This is a genomic window from Pseudomonas sp. VD-NE ins (assembly GCF_031882575.1).
Classification (GTDB): Bacteria; Pseudomonadota; Gammaproteobacteria; order Pseudomonadales; family Pseudomonadaceae; genus Aquipseudomonas; species Aquipseudomonas fluorescens_BZ.
Genome location: NZ_CP134772.1, coordinates 5014785 through 5029104, shown reverse-complemented (window position 1 = coordinate 5029104; position 14320 = coordinate 5014785). Strand labels below are relative to the sequence as shown.

The 14320-nt window shown below is 57.9% G+C and carries 14 protein-coding genes and 2 pseudogenes; 5 read left to right on the top strand and 11 right to left on the bottom strand.

Features of this window, described 5'->3' with window-relative positions; genetic code table 11:
* Positions 1-128: 128 nt before the first annotated feature.
* Positions 129-434, bottom strand: coding sequence for an antibiotic biosynthesis monooxygenase (locus tag RMV17_RS22425; protein WP_034153348.1), 306 nt, complete (start codon positions 432-434; stop codon positions 129-131).
* Entirely contained in the window at positions 434-1138 is a 705-nt protein-coding gene (locus tag RMV17_RS22420) for a CTP synthase (RefSeq protein WP_311882633.1), read from the bottom strand. Before RMV17_RS22420 ends, RMV17_RS22425 begins: the two co-directional genes overlap by 1 nt.
* A 15-nt stretch (positions 1139-1153) precedes the next feature.
* On the opposite strand from RMV17_RS22420, the gene RMV17_RS22415 reads away from it, so the two are divergent.
* Positions 1154-2095, top strand: a complete 942-nt coding sequence (locus RMV17_RS22415) for a LysR family transcriptional regulator (RefSeq protein WP_311882632.1) — start codon at positions 1154-1156, stop codon at positions 2093-2095.
* Here RMV17_RS22415 and RMV17_RS22410 read toward each other — a convergent pair whose 3' ends face one another.
* From RMV17_RS22410 to RMV17_RS22395, 5 genes and pseudogenes are all read right to left on the bottom strand, one after another.
* The gene (locus RMV17_RS22410; protein WP_311882631.1) at positions 2096-2626 is read right to left on the bottom strand and encodes a DUF1003 domain-containing protein; all 531 of its coding nucleotides are present in this window, start codon (positions 2624-2626) and stop codon (positions 2096-2098) included.
* Between the two features lie 161 nt (positions 2627-2787).
* A pseudogene (locus tag RMV17_RS30185) lies at positions 2788-3225 on the bottom strand (methyl-accepting chemotaxis protein); the annotation flags it as partial.
* Positions 3226-3381: 156 nt separating this feature from the next.
* Positions 3382-4017: pseudogene (locus RMV17_RS30180) on the bottom strand (PAS domain-containing protein); the annotation flags it as partial.
* 280 nt (positions 4018-4297) lie between these two features.
* A complete protein-coding gene (locus RMV17_RS22400) occupies positions 4298-5365 on the bottom strand; it encodes a diguanylate cyclase (protein WP_311887081.1) in 1068 nt (355 codons plus the stop codon).
* A gap of 156 nt (positions 5366-5521) precedes the next feature.
* On the bottom strand, positions 5522-6130 hold the full coding sequence (locus tag RMV17_RS22395) for a TetR/AcrR family transcriptional regulator (protein WP_311882629.1): 609 nt from the start codon (positions 6128-6130) through the stop codon (positions 5522-5524).
* A gap of 216 nt (positions 6131-6346) precedes the next feature.
* On the opposite strand from RMV17_RS22395, the gene RMV17_RS22390 reads away from it, so the two are divergent.
* Positions 6347-7402 (top strand): MBL fold metallo-hydrolase, encoded by a 1056-nt coding sequence (locus tag RMV17_RS22390; protein WP_311882628.1) that lies wholly within the window; start codon positions 6347-6349, stop codon positions 7400-7402.
* A 38-nt stretch (positions 7403-7440) separates the two neighbouring features.
* Here the strand turns inward: RMV17_RS22390 and RMV17_RS22385 are convergent, their stop codons facing one another.
* Positions 7441-7758 (bottom strand): XRE family transcriptional regulator, encoded by a 318-nt coding sequence (locus RMV17_RS22385; protein WP_311882627.1) that lies wholly within the window; start codon positions 7756-7758, stop codon positions 7441-7443.
* Positions 7759-7851: 93 nt separating this feature from the next.
* Positions 7852-8619 carry a helix-turn-helix transcriptional regulator gene (locus tag RMV17_RS22380; RefSeq protein ID WP_311882626.1) on the bottom strand — a complete coding sequence of 256 codons (768 nt, stop codon included), beginning with the start codon at positions 8617-8619 and terminating at the stop codon, positions 7852-7854.
* Between the two features lie 112 nt (positions 8620-8731).
* On the opposite strand from RMV17_RS22380, the gene RMV17_RS22375 reads away from it, so the two are divergent.
* The 3 genes from RMV17_RS22375 (at position 8732) to RMV17_RS22365 (ending at position 12108) form a co-directional block, all read left to right on the top strand.
* Entirely contained in the window at positions 8732-9547 is an 816-nt protein-coding gene (locus RMV17_RS22375) for a sulfite exporter TauE/SafE family protein (protein ID WP_311882625.1), read from the top strand.
* Positions 9548-9637: 90 nt separating this feature from the next.
* A complete protein-coding gene (locus tag RMV17_RS22370; RefSeq protein ID WP_311882624.1) occupies positions 9638-10786 on the top strand; it encodes a hypothetical protein in 1149 nt (382 codons plus the stop codon).
* Positions 10787-10911: 125 nt separating this feature from the next.
* The gene (locus RMV17_RS22365; RefSeq protein ID WP_311882623.1) at positions 10912-12108 is read left to right on the top strand and encodes a hypothetical protein; all 1197 of its coding nucleotides are present in this window, start codon (positions 10912-10914) and stop codon (positions 12106-12108) included.
* Positions 12109-12111: 3 nt separating this feature from the next.
* Here the strand turns inward: RMV17_RS22365 and RMV17_RS22360 are convergent, their stop codons facing one another.
* Complete coding sequence (locus RMV17_RS22360) at positions 12112-13098, bottom strand: hypothetical protein (protein WP_311882622.1); 987 nt, start codon at positions 13096-13098, stop codon at positions 12112-12114.
* A 273-nt stretch (positions 13099-13371) separates the two neighbouring features.
* Positions 13372-13881 (bottom strand): Bro-N domain-containing protein, encoded by a 510-nt coding sequence (locus RMV17_RS22355; RefSeq protein WP_311882621.1) that lies wholly within the window; start codon positions 13879-13881, stop codon positions 13372-13374.
* Between the last annotated feature and the right edge of the window lie 439 nt (positions 13882-14320).

Here is a 14320-nt window from a genome sequence, read left to right as displayed (position 1 = left end):
TTGTAGTGGCTGTACTGGCCCCATCGCTGGCAAGCCAGCTCCCACAGGTACGATGTAATCCTCCGAGCCGCGCATAACCTGTGGGAGCTGGCTTGCCAGCGATGAGGCCGGTGAATTCACCACCAATATCACAGGCTGAATTGATACTCCCGCTCAACCCGACACACCCGCGTATGAAAAGCCGAATACCATTGCGAGCGACCACGCGCTTGAATCTCCCGATGCTCAGGATGCTGCCGCCACGCCAGAATCGCCGCTTCGCTTTCCCAATAAGACACCGTAATCCCCACGCCATCCGCCCCACGAACCGACTCGACACCCAGAAACCCCGGCTGCTCACTCACTAACGCGGCCATGCGCTCAGCCGCCTCGGCATACCCGTTGTCACCCTCGGTGCGGGTCGACGTAAAAATCACCGCAAAGCAAGAAGTCATCAGCGTCGCTCCGCGCAGGCTTCAACAAACGCGCGCACCAGCGGCGGCATCAACCCTTTGAGCGCCGCGCGTTCCGGTTGGAACAACGTCGCCACAAAGAATGGATGATCCTTGAGTTCAATCGCGCGTAAATCCCCTGACGAATCATGACCGACAGCTTGTAGCCGATCGTTCAACAATTCCCGTTCGAACAGCGGATTCACACCGAAGCGGCAGCGATAGCCTTCACGAATCTGCGACGTTTCGTACGCCCGGGCGATCAACGAACCGGGAACCAAGTGAATGCTGTCCACTGCTTCGACCAGCGAACAGGTCAACGGAGTGAGTACCGCGCGTTCAGAGTCGGGCGATGTTTCACCGTGTTCCGCATCCTCCCAACCCAACACGTTGCGGGAAAATTCCAGCACCGCATGCTGAAAACCGCCGCAAGTGCCGAGAAAAGGTCGCTGGTGTTCGCGGGCAAAACGGATTGCTCGCAGTGCGCCGGCTTCACTTTTGTAAGGGCTGGCCGGTACGCACCAGAAACCGTCGAACCGCTCGAGCGGCGTATCGGCGTGGATCTGCTCGGTGGGCAACCATTCGAATTGCACGTCGCGGTTGAGGTGTTCGGCGACCAGCCCGAGGGCGACGGGAATGGCTTGGTGAGCGGTGACCTGCGGGTCGTAATCGCCGATCAGAGCGATAAGGATGGCGCTGTTTTCCATGGGAGTTCCCTGCGCTTGTTGATTGATGGCACTCACTATAGATTGGCGTTCACGCACTCAATATGGGCGTTTACCCAAGTGATTAATGCAGCGACGCACTATCGACTCGATTACCCCGATCTCGCCCTGATTCTGGCCTTGGTGCGCGGCGGCTCGCTGGCCCGGGCCGCGCAGCTGTTGAAAGTCGACGTGTCGACGGTGTTTCGCGCCGTGCGCCGTCTCGAAGCTGCACTCGGTCAGCAACTGTTCGAAAAAAGCCGCGCCGGCTATTTACCGACAACTCTCGCGCAGACGCTGGCCGAACAAGCCGAACGTGCCGAACAAGCACTAGAGGCCGCGCGCATTGGCGTGGAGCAGGGCGGCGAAGTGGTCAGCGGCACGGTGCGGCTGACCTGCACCGATTCGGTGTTGCAGAGCTTGCTGCTGCCGGCGCTGGCGCACTTCATGCCCAATTACCCGGCGCTGACCCTCGAATTGAGCACCTCCAACGATTTTGCCAATCTCAGCCGTCGCGATGCCGACATTGCCCTGCGCCTGACGCGTACACCGCCGGAGCATCTGGTCGGACGGCAACTGGCGAAGATTTCCTACCGGGTCTGCGCCAGTACGCGCTATCTGCAAAACGTCGATGCGGCGGATCTGGCAGCGCTGACCTGGATCGCCCCGGACGACTTTCTCCCCGATCACCCAACCATCGCCTGGCGTCGGCAACACCTGCCGGGCGTGACACCGGGCTATCGATGCAACAGCATGTTGTCAGTCACTGAGCTGGTTCGCGCGGGCCTCGGCGTGGCGGCGTTACCGGACTTTCTGATCACCGAGGGTATGCAGGCGTTGAGCGAGCCGCTGCACGGTTACGACACCGCGCTGTGGCTGCTGACTCGCCCGGATTGCCGGGCGCTGCGCTCGGTGGTGACGCTGTTCGATGAATTGGGGCGGGCGCTGCGGTTGCCGTGATCAGCGCTGCGGGTTCTGGCGCATGTGATCGTGCAGCTCGCTGGTCAGGCTGGCGATGCGTTCGGTGAGGTTTTTGGTCATTTCGGTGAGGCGGGTGTTCTGCTCCAGCAGTTCAAGCAGTTGCGCGGTGTTCTTCGCGGCTTGGGCCTGGCGCTCGGTATTGGCCTGTGCCAGCGCTTCACGGTGTTGCGCATCGGCATCGGCTTGCGCCTTGTCGCGGGCGGCCTGACGGGTTTGTGCCAGCAGAATCAGCGGCGCGGCGTAGGCCGATTGCAGGCTGAAAGCGAGGTTCAACAGAATGAACGGGTAGACGTCGAAAGTGGTCACGCCAAACACGTTGAGGCAAACCCACAACAGCACAATCAGGGTTTGTGCGCCGAGAAACATCGGCGTACCGAAAAAACGTGCAAACGCCTCGGCGCGCAGGGCGAATTTGTCGTTGCCGAAGGTGGTGCTGAGGTGGGCGTGGGGGCGGTGGAAGCGCAGGTGATCGACGGGAGCGGTGGTGGGGGCGGGTTTATCAGTGGTCATGATGCACTCGGCAGGGCTTGGGACTGAAAGTCACTATAGTCCTGCATTGCAGCTCATGGCCCTTTCGCGAGCAGGCTCGCTCCCACACTGGAATGCATTTCCCTGTGGGAGCGAGCCTGCTCGCGAAGGCCGCGACGCGGTCTACCTGCCTTGCACAAGCCTTAACCCGGCACCCGCTCATTGGCAAACATGCTCACCGCATCCACCGCCTCGCTGGCGCCATCACGAATCTGCAGAATCACCGTCCCCGCTTGATTCGCCAACTCGACCCCTTCAGCCGCGCGACCCCGGGTGCCTTCCATGCTCTTGATGGCTTGGCGGGTCTCGTTCTGGATCAGCCCGATCATGCTGGAAATCTCCGCGGTCGAGCCGCTGGTTCGAGCCGCCAATTGCCGCACTTCATCGGCGACCACGGCAAACCCTCGCCCCTGTTCACCGGCACGCGCGGCTTCAATCGCGGCATTGAGCGCCAACAAATTAGTCTGGTCGGCAATCGCGCGGATGGTGTTGACGATCGCGGTGATCTGCTCGGAGCGTTCCCCCAGTTGTGCAATCAGCGTTGAAGACTCGGCAATGTCCTCGGCGATTTCGCGCATTTCGCTGGCGGCTTGCTGGATCACCTGCGTACCTTGCTCGGCGACTTTTCGTGTCGCCACCGAGATGTGATACGCCGCGCTGGCACTGCGCGCGTCCTGTTCGTGTTGCTCGACGCGGTTAGTCACGTCGGAGGCGAACTTCACCACTTTGCACAAGCGTCCGGCAGCGTCGTAAACCGGGTTGTAGTTGGCTTCGAGCCACACCGTTTGCCCGCGTTTATCCACGCGTTCGAACTGGCCCTGGAAAAGCTCGCCCTGATTCAAACGCCGCCAGAAATCCTCATAGGCGCTGCTGTTGACCAGTGCCGACGTGCAGAACAAACGGTGATGTTTACCTTTCAGCTCGGCGAGGGTGTAACCCATGCGCGTCAGAAAATTCTGATTGGCCGTAAGAATACTGCCGTCGAGATTGAACTCGATGACCGCCATTGCCCGGTCAATCGCCTGCAACTTGGCATTGGCCTCACTTTCCTGCTGCACCTTGGCGGTCACGTCCATGGCGTACTTGACCACTTTCACCACACGGCCCGAGGCATCCTTGATCGGGTTGTAACTGGCTTCCAGCCAGATCGGCTGGCCCTTGCCGTCGACCCGTTCAAACGTACCGGACTGAAACTGGCCGTTTTTCAGGCGAGACCACAAATCCGTGTACTGAGCACTACGGCCGAACTCTGGTGTGCAAAAGCGCCGATGCGGTTGACCGATCGCTTGTTCGGCGGTGTAACCCATGGTTTTGAGAAAGTTGTCGTTGGCGCGCAGCACCACGCCATCGAGGTCGAACTCGATCACCGCCATCGAGCGATTGATCGCATCGAGCAGGCCGGCTTGTTCGGTGAGGGTGCGCTGAAGATCGTCGACGACGGCTTTGTGGCGATTGAAGAACATGCTCGCAGTACTCTGGAAGAGGGGAATATCGAGGATTCAGTCCCTATTTCCGCGCTGGCAGACCGAATGCGCGGACGGCATTCGGCGGTGGCTGCTCAATGCCAGCATTCCTTAACTGGCAGATGGCTACTTATACAAAACTTCATAAAGTTGTACAAGGAAGTAATTATTTGTAATTTTGTATAACTTTTTAGGCGCAGGCATTGTCCGCCACGGCATGGCTCAAGGCAGTGCTGATGGTGTTGCGGCCCGTATGTTTGGCGGTGTAGAGCGCTTTGTCGGCATCGTCCAGCCAGTCGAGGGCATCCTTGTACAAAGGCTGATACCGCGCCAGACCGATACTCAGACCCACTCGCAAGTCTGGCACCTGCGGATGACGATACTGCTGCAATGCCTCGCGCAACTGCTCCATCAGCGCTTCAGCCTTGTTCAGCGGCAGTGTCGGCAGGATCACGCAGAACTCGTCACCGCCGTAGCGTCCGGCCAGTTCGTATTGATCGAGCAGGCGTTTGAGGTCGTGACTCAATTGCCGCAGCACCGCATCGCCGACGATGTGCCCGAAGCTGTCGTTGATGTCCTTGAAATGGTCGATGTCGATCAACGCCAGCGTGGCTTGGCTGTTGTGTTGGCGGCACTGCTGAAATTTCAGGTGCAGCAGGTCTTTCCAGGCACCGTGGTTGAGCAGGCCGGTGAGGCTGTCGGTACGGCTGAGGGCGCTCAGTGCGCGTTTGTGTTGGGAGAGTTTGATCGCCAGCCGATAACAGACCATGCCCAGCGCCAGCGGATAAAGAGTCAGCATCGGCAGGCAGGCCCAGACTTGCTCCTGTGTCATCGTCAGGCTGAATTTGACGCCAAACATCGCCCAGCCCAGCAGCACACCAGCAAGTTGGGCGAGGGCACCGAACACGAACAGTCGATAGCCGCCAGCGGCGACGTTGTTCATGGTCATCATCGACAGGATGGTCACGGTGGTCAGCGGACTGAATTGAAAGCTCGCCGCCCAGAATCCCCCGCACAGCGAGTCATACAGCAAGTTGCGGCGTTCAGCCTGATACGGGAACGCCGAGCGAGTGGAGAGTTGATAAGCCAGATGTGGCCAGGCGAAGCCGTTGAACAGCAACAGCGCCCAGACCCAGCCGGGCATGTTCAGCGGATACAACGCAGCACCGACGCTGAAGAAGCCGATCCCCAGACCGATGGCCCTGGGCAGGTAAATGCGTCGGGCGAATGACAAGCCTTTGCCGCGTTGGTTTTCCATGGTGCCCTGCGCGAAATTCATCCTGAAATACTTTGCAGTATTTTCTCAGGCTAACCGTTCGTCGGTCGATTGTCGGACATTGTCATTTATTCCAACGGGAATAATCAGTGTCCTTCCGAGCCATTTAATCGATGACTCGCACAGGAAAAGGGCGATTTAGAGCTGATAGTGGGCCAAAAACATTTCCAGCGCCGATTCGGCGACGGTGTTCTGCATGTCGACATCAAGAGCGGCGCGGCCCATCGACATCTGTGGCCAGAAGCCAAAGGTCTTGAGCAGGCCTTGCACTTGATGCGCGGCGAATTCCGGGTCGACCGGTTTCAATCGTCCATCGGCCTGCGCGGCGCGAATCCACACGGTCAGACCTTCTTCGCGTTCGCCCATACGCTCGACCATGTTCTGCGCGCGCTCAGGCGAGTGAATGGTCGCAGCAATCGCCACCCGTGCCAGGGTCAGAAAATTTTCGTCAGCCATCAACTGCACCTTGGCCTGCAGCATCTGCCGTAATTGCTCGCGCAACGGCTGATCGCGGCTGTAGGTCACTGCTTGCTCGGCGCTGATTCGTGCCCACAACTGGTTGAGAATTTCGGCGAACAACTCTTCTTTGCTGGGGAAATGGTTGTACACCGTGCGCTTCGACACACCGGCGGTGGCCGCGATCTTGTCCATGCTGGTGATCTCGAAACCGTGGGCACGGAATTCGGCAATCGCCGCCTGAATAATGGCTTCGCGTTTACGGTCGGTGAGTCGCAGTGGAGCTGTCATAAGTACGCTTCGGCAGAGAAAAGATGAAATTACACTTGGCAGTTTACTTGTCATCCGCTTTGATGCAACCTAGAAACTACACCGAGCAGTGTAATGTTGCGTTAATCCTCGTAACTTAAAAACCAGACAGTTCGGCCTATGCGTGCAGCTTTGGCCATTTATCGTCCCACCGTGGAAAAACCGTGAATTGCGCGGTTTTTCTGGAGTCATTCAGTCATGGCCAATCCAGTTTCGATCCCGGATAACACATCCACGCCTGAAGCCTCGCGGCAGCATCAGGGGCTGTTTCGCAACCACGCACCTGTGCAACGCGAAGGCCTGCGCAAAATGCTGCGGATCATGTGGAACATGATTTTCCACAAACCGCGCAACACCCGGCCCGCAGCACCAATCCCGGTGCAAGCGTTGACCCGGGAAGAACTGTTGGCAGCGCCCAACCACAGCGTCTATCGCCTCGGTCACTCGACCCTGTTGCTGAAGCTGCGCGACAAATTCTTCATCACTGACCCGGTCTTCGCCGAGCGCGCATCGCCGGTACAATGGGCCGGGCCGAAACGTTTCCACCAGCCACCGATCAGCATCGACCAGTTGCCACCGATCGAAGCGGTGATCCTGTCGCACAACCATTACGACCACCTCGATTACCAGGCCGTGCTCAGACTGGCGGCCAAAACCAACCTGTTTCTGACCCCGCTGGGCGTCGGCGATACCCTGATCAAATGGGGCATCGACGCCAGCAAAGTCCGCCAGTACGACTGGTGGCAGGGCGCCGAGATTGCCGGCATCCGTTTCGTCGCCACACCGTCGCAACACTTTTCCGGCCGTGGCCTGTTCGATGGCAACAGCTCCCTGTGGGCGTCCTGGGTGATGATCGACGGCGACACCCGGATTTTCTTCAGCGGCGACAGCGGTTACTTCGACGGCTTCAAACGCATCGGCGAACAATACGGCCCGTTCGACCTGACCCTGATGGAAACCGGCGCCTACAACGTCGAATGGCCGCACGTGCACATGCAGCCAGAAGAAACCCTGCAAGCGCACATCGACCTCAAGGGCCGTTGGCTCTTCCCGATCCACAACGGCACCTTCGACTTGGCGATGCACGCCTGGCACGAACCGTTCGACCGTATTCTGGCACTGGCGTGGGAACGTAGTATTTCCATTACCACGCCGCAGATGGGGCAGGCGTTTAACATCGCTCAACCGCAACGCGGGGAGGCGTGGTGGTTGGCGGTTGAAGGGGAGAGTGAGGCGGTGGTGCAGAGCGCCTGATAGATCTTCGCCAGTTCGCCCCTTCGGGGGCGATTGTCTTACTCAGCCATCGCAAAATCCCCACGTCCCACCGCTTCCGATGACACGCCCTGAACACTCGCACTACGCCCCGGTGCAAACCCGGGAAAGAACACCAGCCCCTGCGCCTCGAACCGGTAAGCCAACGCCAGCCGCGCCGCATCCGCGACATCCTGCTGCGTTTCAAAGCGTTGAATGTCTTCAACCGAAACTTCAGCCTCCCGCGATAGCTGTTCCACGCTCCAGCCCAGCATCGCTCGGGCCTGGACGCAGTGCGTCGGGGTGAACTGGAAAAGGGCAATGCGTTCGAGGATGTGGTTCATCGCAAGAGAGGCCATGGTGTGCTCCGGGCTCAAGAGTGCTGATTGAAAATGTACTGTGTTTTTGTACAGTTGTTTTCGGCCGGGATCAAACGCATTTTTTGATTTGCGCTAATTCGCCGCCTCCAACCAGACGGACGGTGCCTGCCCGAGGATCCGCCGGAACATCGTCGAGAACGCCGCCGGGCTTTCATAACCGAAGTCCAGCGCGATGCGCGTCACCGCTTCACCCGAGGCCAGTCGCGCCAGCGCCAGGACCACGCACGCCTGCTGCCGCCATTGCCTGAAGCTCAATCCGGTCTGTTGCCGAAACATCCTGTTGAAGGTGCGCAAGCTTATGTGTAACTGCTCGGCCCACTGCTGTGGAGATTGATGGGCGTACGGCTGATGCAGAAAGGTCTGACACAGAGACAGGAGCTTTCCGTCAGTCGGCAGCGGAATGTGCAACGGCAGCGGCGCACTGCGCCTCAGTTCATGCAACAACAGGTCGATCAACACGCCATCGCGTCCGCCCAAGTCATAGGTCAGCGGTAACTCCACGGCCTCCATCAGCAAATGCCGCATCAACGGCGACACACTGATCACCTGGCAGCGCTCACCCAAATCCACCGCACCGGGTTCGATATACAAGCTGCGAGTGCTGACCCCAAGCATCAACACCTCATGCGCCACACCCGGCGGAATCCACACCGCTCGCTGCGGCGGCACCACCCAATTGCCGTCATGGGTACTTACCTGCATCACCCCGGTCGCGCCGTACAGCAACTGCGCCCGTCTATGCGTATGAAAAGGCAGCAAGTGACCGTGGGAATAATCCGTACCGATCGCCACCACCGCGCGCGGCGTGTCATCCAGCAGATTGATCGAAACATTGCGCATCAGGCTTTTCCCGGTGGTTGGCGTAAACGCAAACATTATTGGCTGACTTGCTGAAGCAGGCCAAGCGCCACCGCTCTATCGTCGACCGCTCTCCCACCACGGACGCCTCGACATGTTCTATTTACTGCTGACCCTCTTCGGCTGCCTGACCGGCATCACCGCAGTCCTGTTCGGCTTCGGCGGCGGCTTCGTCGTGGTGCCGCTGCTGTATCGCCTGCTCACCTCGAGCCACGGCGCCGACGGCCCGATCAGCCAATCGGCGATGCACATCGCCGTCGCCACCTCGACCTGCGTGATGATCGTCAACGCCCTGATCGCCACCGACAAACACCGTCGCGCTGGCAATCTCATCCGCCATTACCTGTGGCCGTTGGGAGGGTTCATCGGAGTGGGTGCGGTCGTGGGTGCAATAGCGGCGGCGTGGGTTAGCGGCGACGTGATTCGCTATGCGTTCATCGGCTACCTCGGCGTGACCATTATCGATTGCCTGTTACGACGCGGATTCCTCACTCAAAATGCAGATGTCATCCCACGCCGACTTGGCACTACGGAAACTTCCGCAGGTGGTGTAGGCATTGGCGCCATCGCGACGTTTCTCGGTGTAGGAGGAAGCGTCATGACCGTGCCGTTGTTGCGCCGTTGTGGATTGAGCATGTCGCAAGCGACGTCCATGGCCAATCCGTTGAGCGTGCCGGTGGCATTGGCCGGGACGCTGACGTATATGGCGTTGGCCGGGTTCAGTCAGGCTGACCTGGGCGCATGGTTTGTCGGGTATGTGGATTTGCTGGCGTTTGCGGTGCTGACGGTGGGGGCGCTCATCGGGATTCGATTGGCCGAGCCATGGATTGGGCGGATCCCGGATCGGGTGCATGCGCGTGTGTACATCGGGCTGTTGCTGATGGTGATGATCAGCATGTGCTTGAGTTGAAGGCGACAGCGCTCGATTCCCTCGCGCAACCTCGACATAATCCGCAGCTTCTTTTGGCGGGCAGTTGCTCGTTTATTCAAGGATGAAGTGATGTTCCGAGGATTGTTACGCCTGTTCGCTGTTCTTTTTCTGACGGGCTTGTTTGTCTCGACTGCAACGTGGGCCGACAACGGCGCGCAGGTGTACACCGGCACCTTGGGTAAAGCGGCCATCGTCCTCGAAATAAATACTCGCACTGGAGACGGTCGTTACTTCTATAAGAAGTATCGCAAGGATCTGCCACTCGACGGTGCCCTGGACGGGGAAACACTGATGCTGGAAGAAGGTTCGCGGATGGAAGACTCGCGCCCGACCCTTCGTCTGCAGCCGACAACTCATGGTTGGTATGGCGAGTGGACGAGTACCGCTGGGAAAATCCTGAAGGTCGAGTTAGAACCAGCCGTCATCCCCGATGTACCCGACGATGCCTTGCCCTTTTTCACCATCCTTCACGACAAGTATCCTTACGAATATCTGCGACTGCAGGGCGTCACCCTCAAAAAAGGCAAGACCGACACCTTCATGGGCTACACGCTGCAGTGGTGGACCGAGCCGAAGACAGACACTTCTCTGTTCGAAGTGGTGACCGGTTACTCCCTCGAAGAGCGTCGACGTATCAACCAACAATTGATGGCGCGTTTGTGGGGCGAAGTGTTGTCGTCTTATGGCTGTTCTGGAAGTTATGCGCAGTGGAGCCAGCCACTGTGGATGTCGCCCACAGTGATGAGTGTGCGGATTTCATCGGACTATTACTGTGGCGGTGCCTATCCGGATCAAAGCCACGACGCGCTCAACATCGATACCAAGACAGGCAAGCTTCTGACCCTTGATGATGTTTTGTGGGTGGGGCAGGGCAAGCCGTTGCACTACGAGGAACATGAAGATTTCGCCGCGGGCTCACCCGGCTCTTCGACAGCGTGGTCGAACTACCGCAACACTGAACTGGCACCTTGGTTGGTCGCACAGTTGCTGAAACTCTACCCAAACGAAATGACCGTCACCCCCGAGGGTGAAAACGATTGCGGCTACGACGAGGATTATCCCTGGCATTATCCGGGTTGGTACTTCACGGAACAGGGCATCAAGCTCGAGCCATCATTTGCCCACGTCGCGGCGGTCTGCGGATTCGTGGACTGGAGCGTTCTGCCGTACACAATCGTCAAACAACATCCGGGCGGGGTTGCACTGCAACTGCCTTGAGGTGGCGTTATCTTTCAAGCGCAGACTCTCGATTACCAGGCGTAACCCCGCCATAATCGCCGCGAATTTATCCGCGCCGGTCCTCCAATGGCGGCGCGGCCTCCGCCTCTTTCAAGGAACGATCAATGCTCAAGGGACTGATGCGTCTGGCAACCTGCGCCGCTGTGCTGTTCTCGCTGCTATCCTTCGCACACGCCGAAGATAACCGGATGGTGTTCACCGGCACGTTGGGCAAAATGCCGATCGTTTTCGAAGTCGATATTAGTGACCCGGAGCAAGTCACCGGTCGTTACTTTTATGAGAAATTTCACCGCGATCTAGAGCTTAACGGCACCTATAAAAATGACGTCTTGCTGCTCACAGAGGGCAGTGATCGTATGGAGCCGGGCAAGCCGTTACCCACGCTGAAACTGCAACAGATTGATGGCGGCTGGAAGGGCGAATGGCAAAACCCGAAGGGCAAAAAGTTGCCCGTACTCGTCACTGATACGCCACTTCCCGAAGTGCCGGCGAATGCATTGCCCTACATCGCCAAGTTGCCCAAGAGCGAGCCCTACGAATATCTGCGGCTTCAGGGATTGAAACTCAAACCTGGTAAAAAGCAGGACTTCATGGGCTACTCCCTGCAATGGTGGGAAGAGCCTGATACCAAGATGTCCATGTTCAGCATCGAATCCGGGATGCCAAAAGAAGATCTGCAACGGGTTAACCAGCAGTTGCTCGGGCGCTTGTGGGACGAGGCCATCAGTTACTACGGTTGCCAGTTGCGAGGTCGCGGTTACGCCGAATTCCTTCAGGACGTCACCCCGACATTTATCTCGCCCAGCGTCATCAGCCTGAACATTTCCACCAGCTACGACTGCGGCGGTGCGCACCCAGACTTCGGCGATTCACCACTTAACATCGATGTGAAAACCGGCCATCCGTTGTCGCTCGAAGACGTGCTCTGGGTGGGCGAGGGTCAGCCAATCCTTCACGCTGATCGCTACCGAGGTGGTGACCAGCCATTGACCGAGGCCGAAGACGCAGCGCGCTCAAAGTACCAAAGCGAAGTCTTCAAGCCGTGGCTGATCAAACAACTCACCGCGCTGTATCCGGATGAAATGAAGAAACCGGTAGGCGGAGATGAAGACAGTTGCGACTTCACCAATGAAGATAACTGGAGCTATTCCAACTGGCACTTCACCGAAAAAGGTTTGTACATCGGCGCGTATTTCGCCCGCGTCGAGCGAGCCTGCGATTCACCCGACTGGTCGATCCTGCCGTACTCACTCGTCAAACAACACCCCGGCGCCGTCAACCTGCAACTGCCCCAGGGTTAACCGTCACTCCAGCCCCGGCGCTTCACGAATAATGAAGTGATCCAGATTCTCGATATTGGCATTGAAGACCTCGAAAGGCTTTTCGGGGTTCTTCTTGCCCGGCACCTGCTTCAACTCCGGCGTCACCCCATAGAAGAAACAGAACAACGCCTTGTCGCTATCCACCGCGTGCTTGATCTCCTCCAGAAACGCCTTGCGCTTGCGGTAGTTGTCGATCAGCTTCTTGTTCAGATAAACGCTGACCGGATACGGCTTCTTCTTACTGTCCTCGGGCTTCTTGAACCAGACCTTATCCTCGAAATCGATACGAAAACTGGCACTGTGGAAGTCCTCGATCTTCTTGATCCGCCCCCAGTAAATCAGCCCCTTGTTGTCCGTCAGATACTCGATCTTCTTGAAGAACGAACTGTACGGCGCCGAATGCTCACCGACCTTCAACGGCATCCGCTTAAGCAACTCCTTGTCGGCGAAGTTCGAAACAAAACACTCCACCGGATGCGCAAACACACTGGTCTTGTCCGGCGCCGACTCACGACCCGCCGACTCTCTACCACTCTCCGCCGCCACCCGCACCGGATCATCCCGCAACACATCCGCCACCCCCGCTGGCGCGACAGGCTTGCGCACATACTCACGCCGGGTCAGTAACAACTCTGATGGGAAGTGTTCTTCGCGACCGTCATCCACCTCACCATCCGCTGTCTCAACACCAGACGCTGAAGCCTTCAAACTCACATACGGACAACCCGCCACATGCTGCGTCGTGGGCAGATTCTTGAAGTGCGGCGTGCGCACGTAATTCACATTCTTGGCGTTGAACGTGCCCAACTCATTGGAAGCCTCGAACGCCGAACGACAGGCATCGTTGGGGCACTGGAAGTGTTCCTTCGCGGAGTCGAAGGCCACCGTCTCATCGAAATTGAGATCGCGAACATCATAGATCGACAACTTGTCGTCGAGGCTGAGGCAGTAGGCGAGATCGAATTTCATGGTGGGGCTCGGTTCCTTGAGTGGGGGAGGGGTATTAATAGCGGGAGGCGGCGCGGGTTGCACTGATTGTTTTCAGGATGATGCAAAACCTGTGGGAGCAAGACTGCTGGGGATTCTCGGCATCAACCAGATTCAATACTCACGCCGACATCGCAGGCCACGCATCACGCTGTGTCGAGGGAGCTTGCTCCCGCTGGACTGCGAAACAGCCCCAAGCATTTTGAGGCACAAAAAATCCGCTGCTTGAACCTCAAACAGCGGATCTTGAAACCCTCAGCAACCACGCAACAATCGCGAAGCTCTACGCCACCAGGATTCCTGCCGATTGAACGGATCCTCCGCCAACAAACAAGGCATATCCCGCAACCGAATCCACGGCTCGTCCTGCCAGTGCAACGTACTCAACGACATTCGCGGCCAACTCAAAACACTCAACGTCGGACGCTCAACCGAGCGCGCCTTACGAGCATCACGCAGAGCAGGCACAACCTGATGCGTCAGCCACTCACGAAGCTGCCGATGCTCAGGACAGTAGTGATAGATCAGTAGCGCATATACGCCGGACTCACTCACCATCATGTGGTCCTCAGCTTCGCCATAGATCTCCACGCGCATCATCTGCTGCTGATCAGCGTCGAGTTTACGCAATTGGCGCTCATCAAGATGTTTGCCCATCAACCGGCCCAGTTCATGGACACAGAACCACGCTTGGTTCTCAACCAGAAGGGCGTGCAGGTGGGTTTTGTTGCGTATGAAACGAGTCGGGAGAAGTGGTTCAGACATGGTATGCCTCCTGACCTGGAAGCACGGGATTCGAACGGCGGGTACAGCGATTCACCTTCATCATGAAGGTTTGATATCCAGGCATTTCCATTTACCTCTGGCTGCTTTCTTAGGGCATTCGTTAGGGTGTCGGGAGCTAAGAAACCCACCAGAGACGGGCCGGACATATTCCCCTTTCGGGTCTTGTATTCGCCCACTCCCGACATAACGGGATTTTTCGCAGACGTAGAGAAACCGCAGACGAAAAAAAGCCGCATGACTGTCGGGTGCGGAGAACCGCTCTGGTTTTTAGAGTTTCTTAGGCTCGGAGCTGAGGGTAGGGGCATCAGGGATGGTCGTCAACCAGCGACTTTTCCTACTGGTCCTGAGGCGAAAGGAAACCTGGACAAAGATGCGGAGTAAATTATGCTGTGTTTATATCCAGCCTTTGGTCGCCATC

What these genes read in the sequence shown, in the direction of transcription:
- RMV17_RS22425 (WP_034153348.1), bottom strand. Translation starts at nt 434, where the DNA reads ATGACTTCTTGCTTTGCGGTGATTTTTACGTCGACCCGCACCGAGGGT.
- RMV17_RS22420 (WP_311882633.1), bottom strand. Translation starts at nt 1,138, where the DNA reads ATGGAAAACAGCGCCATCCTTATCGCTCTGATCGGCGATTACGACCCG.
- RMV17_RS22410 (WP_311882631.1), bottom strand. Translation starts at nt 2,626, where the DNA reads ATGACCACTGATAAACCCGCCCCCACCACCGCTCCCGTCGATCACCTG.
- RMV17_RS22400 (WP_311887081.1), bottom strand. Translation starts at nt 5,365, where the DNA reads ATGGAAAACCAACGCGGCAAAGGCTTGTCATTCGCCCGACGCATTTAC.
- RMV17_RS22395 (WP_311882629.1), bottom strand. Translation starts at nt 6,130, where the DNA reads ATGACAGCTCCACTGCGACTCACCGACCGTAAACGCGAAGCCATTATT.
- RMV17_RS22390 (WP_311882628.1), top strand. Translation starts at nt 6,347, where the DNA reads ATGGCCAATCCAGTTTCGATCCCGGATAACACATCCACGCCTGAAGCC.
- RMV17_RS22385 (WP_311882627.1), bottom strand. Translation starts at nt 7,758, where the DNA reads ATGGCCTCTCTTGCGATGAACCACATCCTCGAACGCATTGCCCTTTTC.
- RMV17_RS22380 (WP_311882626.1), bottom strand. Translation starts at nt 8,619, where the DNA reads ATGCGCAATGTTTCGATCAATCTGCTGGATGACACGCCGCGCGCGGTG.
- RMV17_RS22375 (WP_311882625.1), top strand. Translation starts at nt 8,732, where the DNA reads ATGTTCTATTTACTGCTGACCCTCTTCGGCTGCCTGACCGGCATCACC.
- RMV17_RS22370 (WP_311882624.1), top strand. Translation starts at nt 9,638, where the DNA reads ATGTTCCGAGGATTGTTACGCCTGTTCGCTGTTCTTTTTCTGACGGGC.
- RMV17_RS22365 (WP_311882623.1), top strand. Translation starts at nt 10,912, where the DNA reads ATGCTCAAGGGACTGATGCGTCTGGCAACCTGCGCCGCTGTGCTGTTC.
- RMV17_RS22360 (WP_311882622.1), bottom strand. Translation starts at nt 13,098, where the DNA reads ATGAAATTCGATCTCGCCTACTGCCTCAGCCTCGACGACAAGTTGTCG.
- RMV17_RS22355 (WP_311882621.1), bottom strand. Translation starts at nt 13,881, where the DNA reads ATGTCTGAACCACTTCTCCCGACTCGTTTCATACGCAACAAAACCCAC.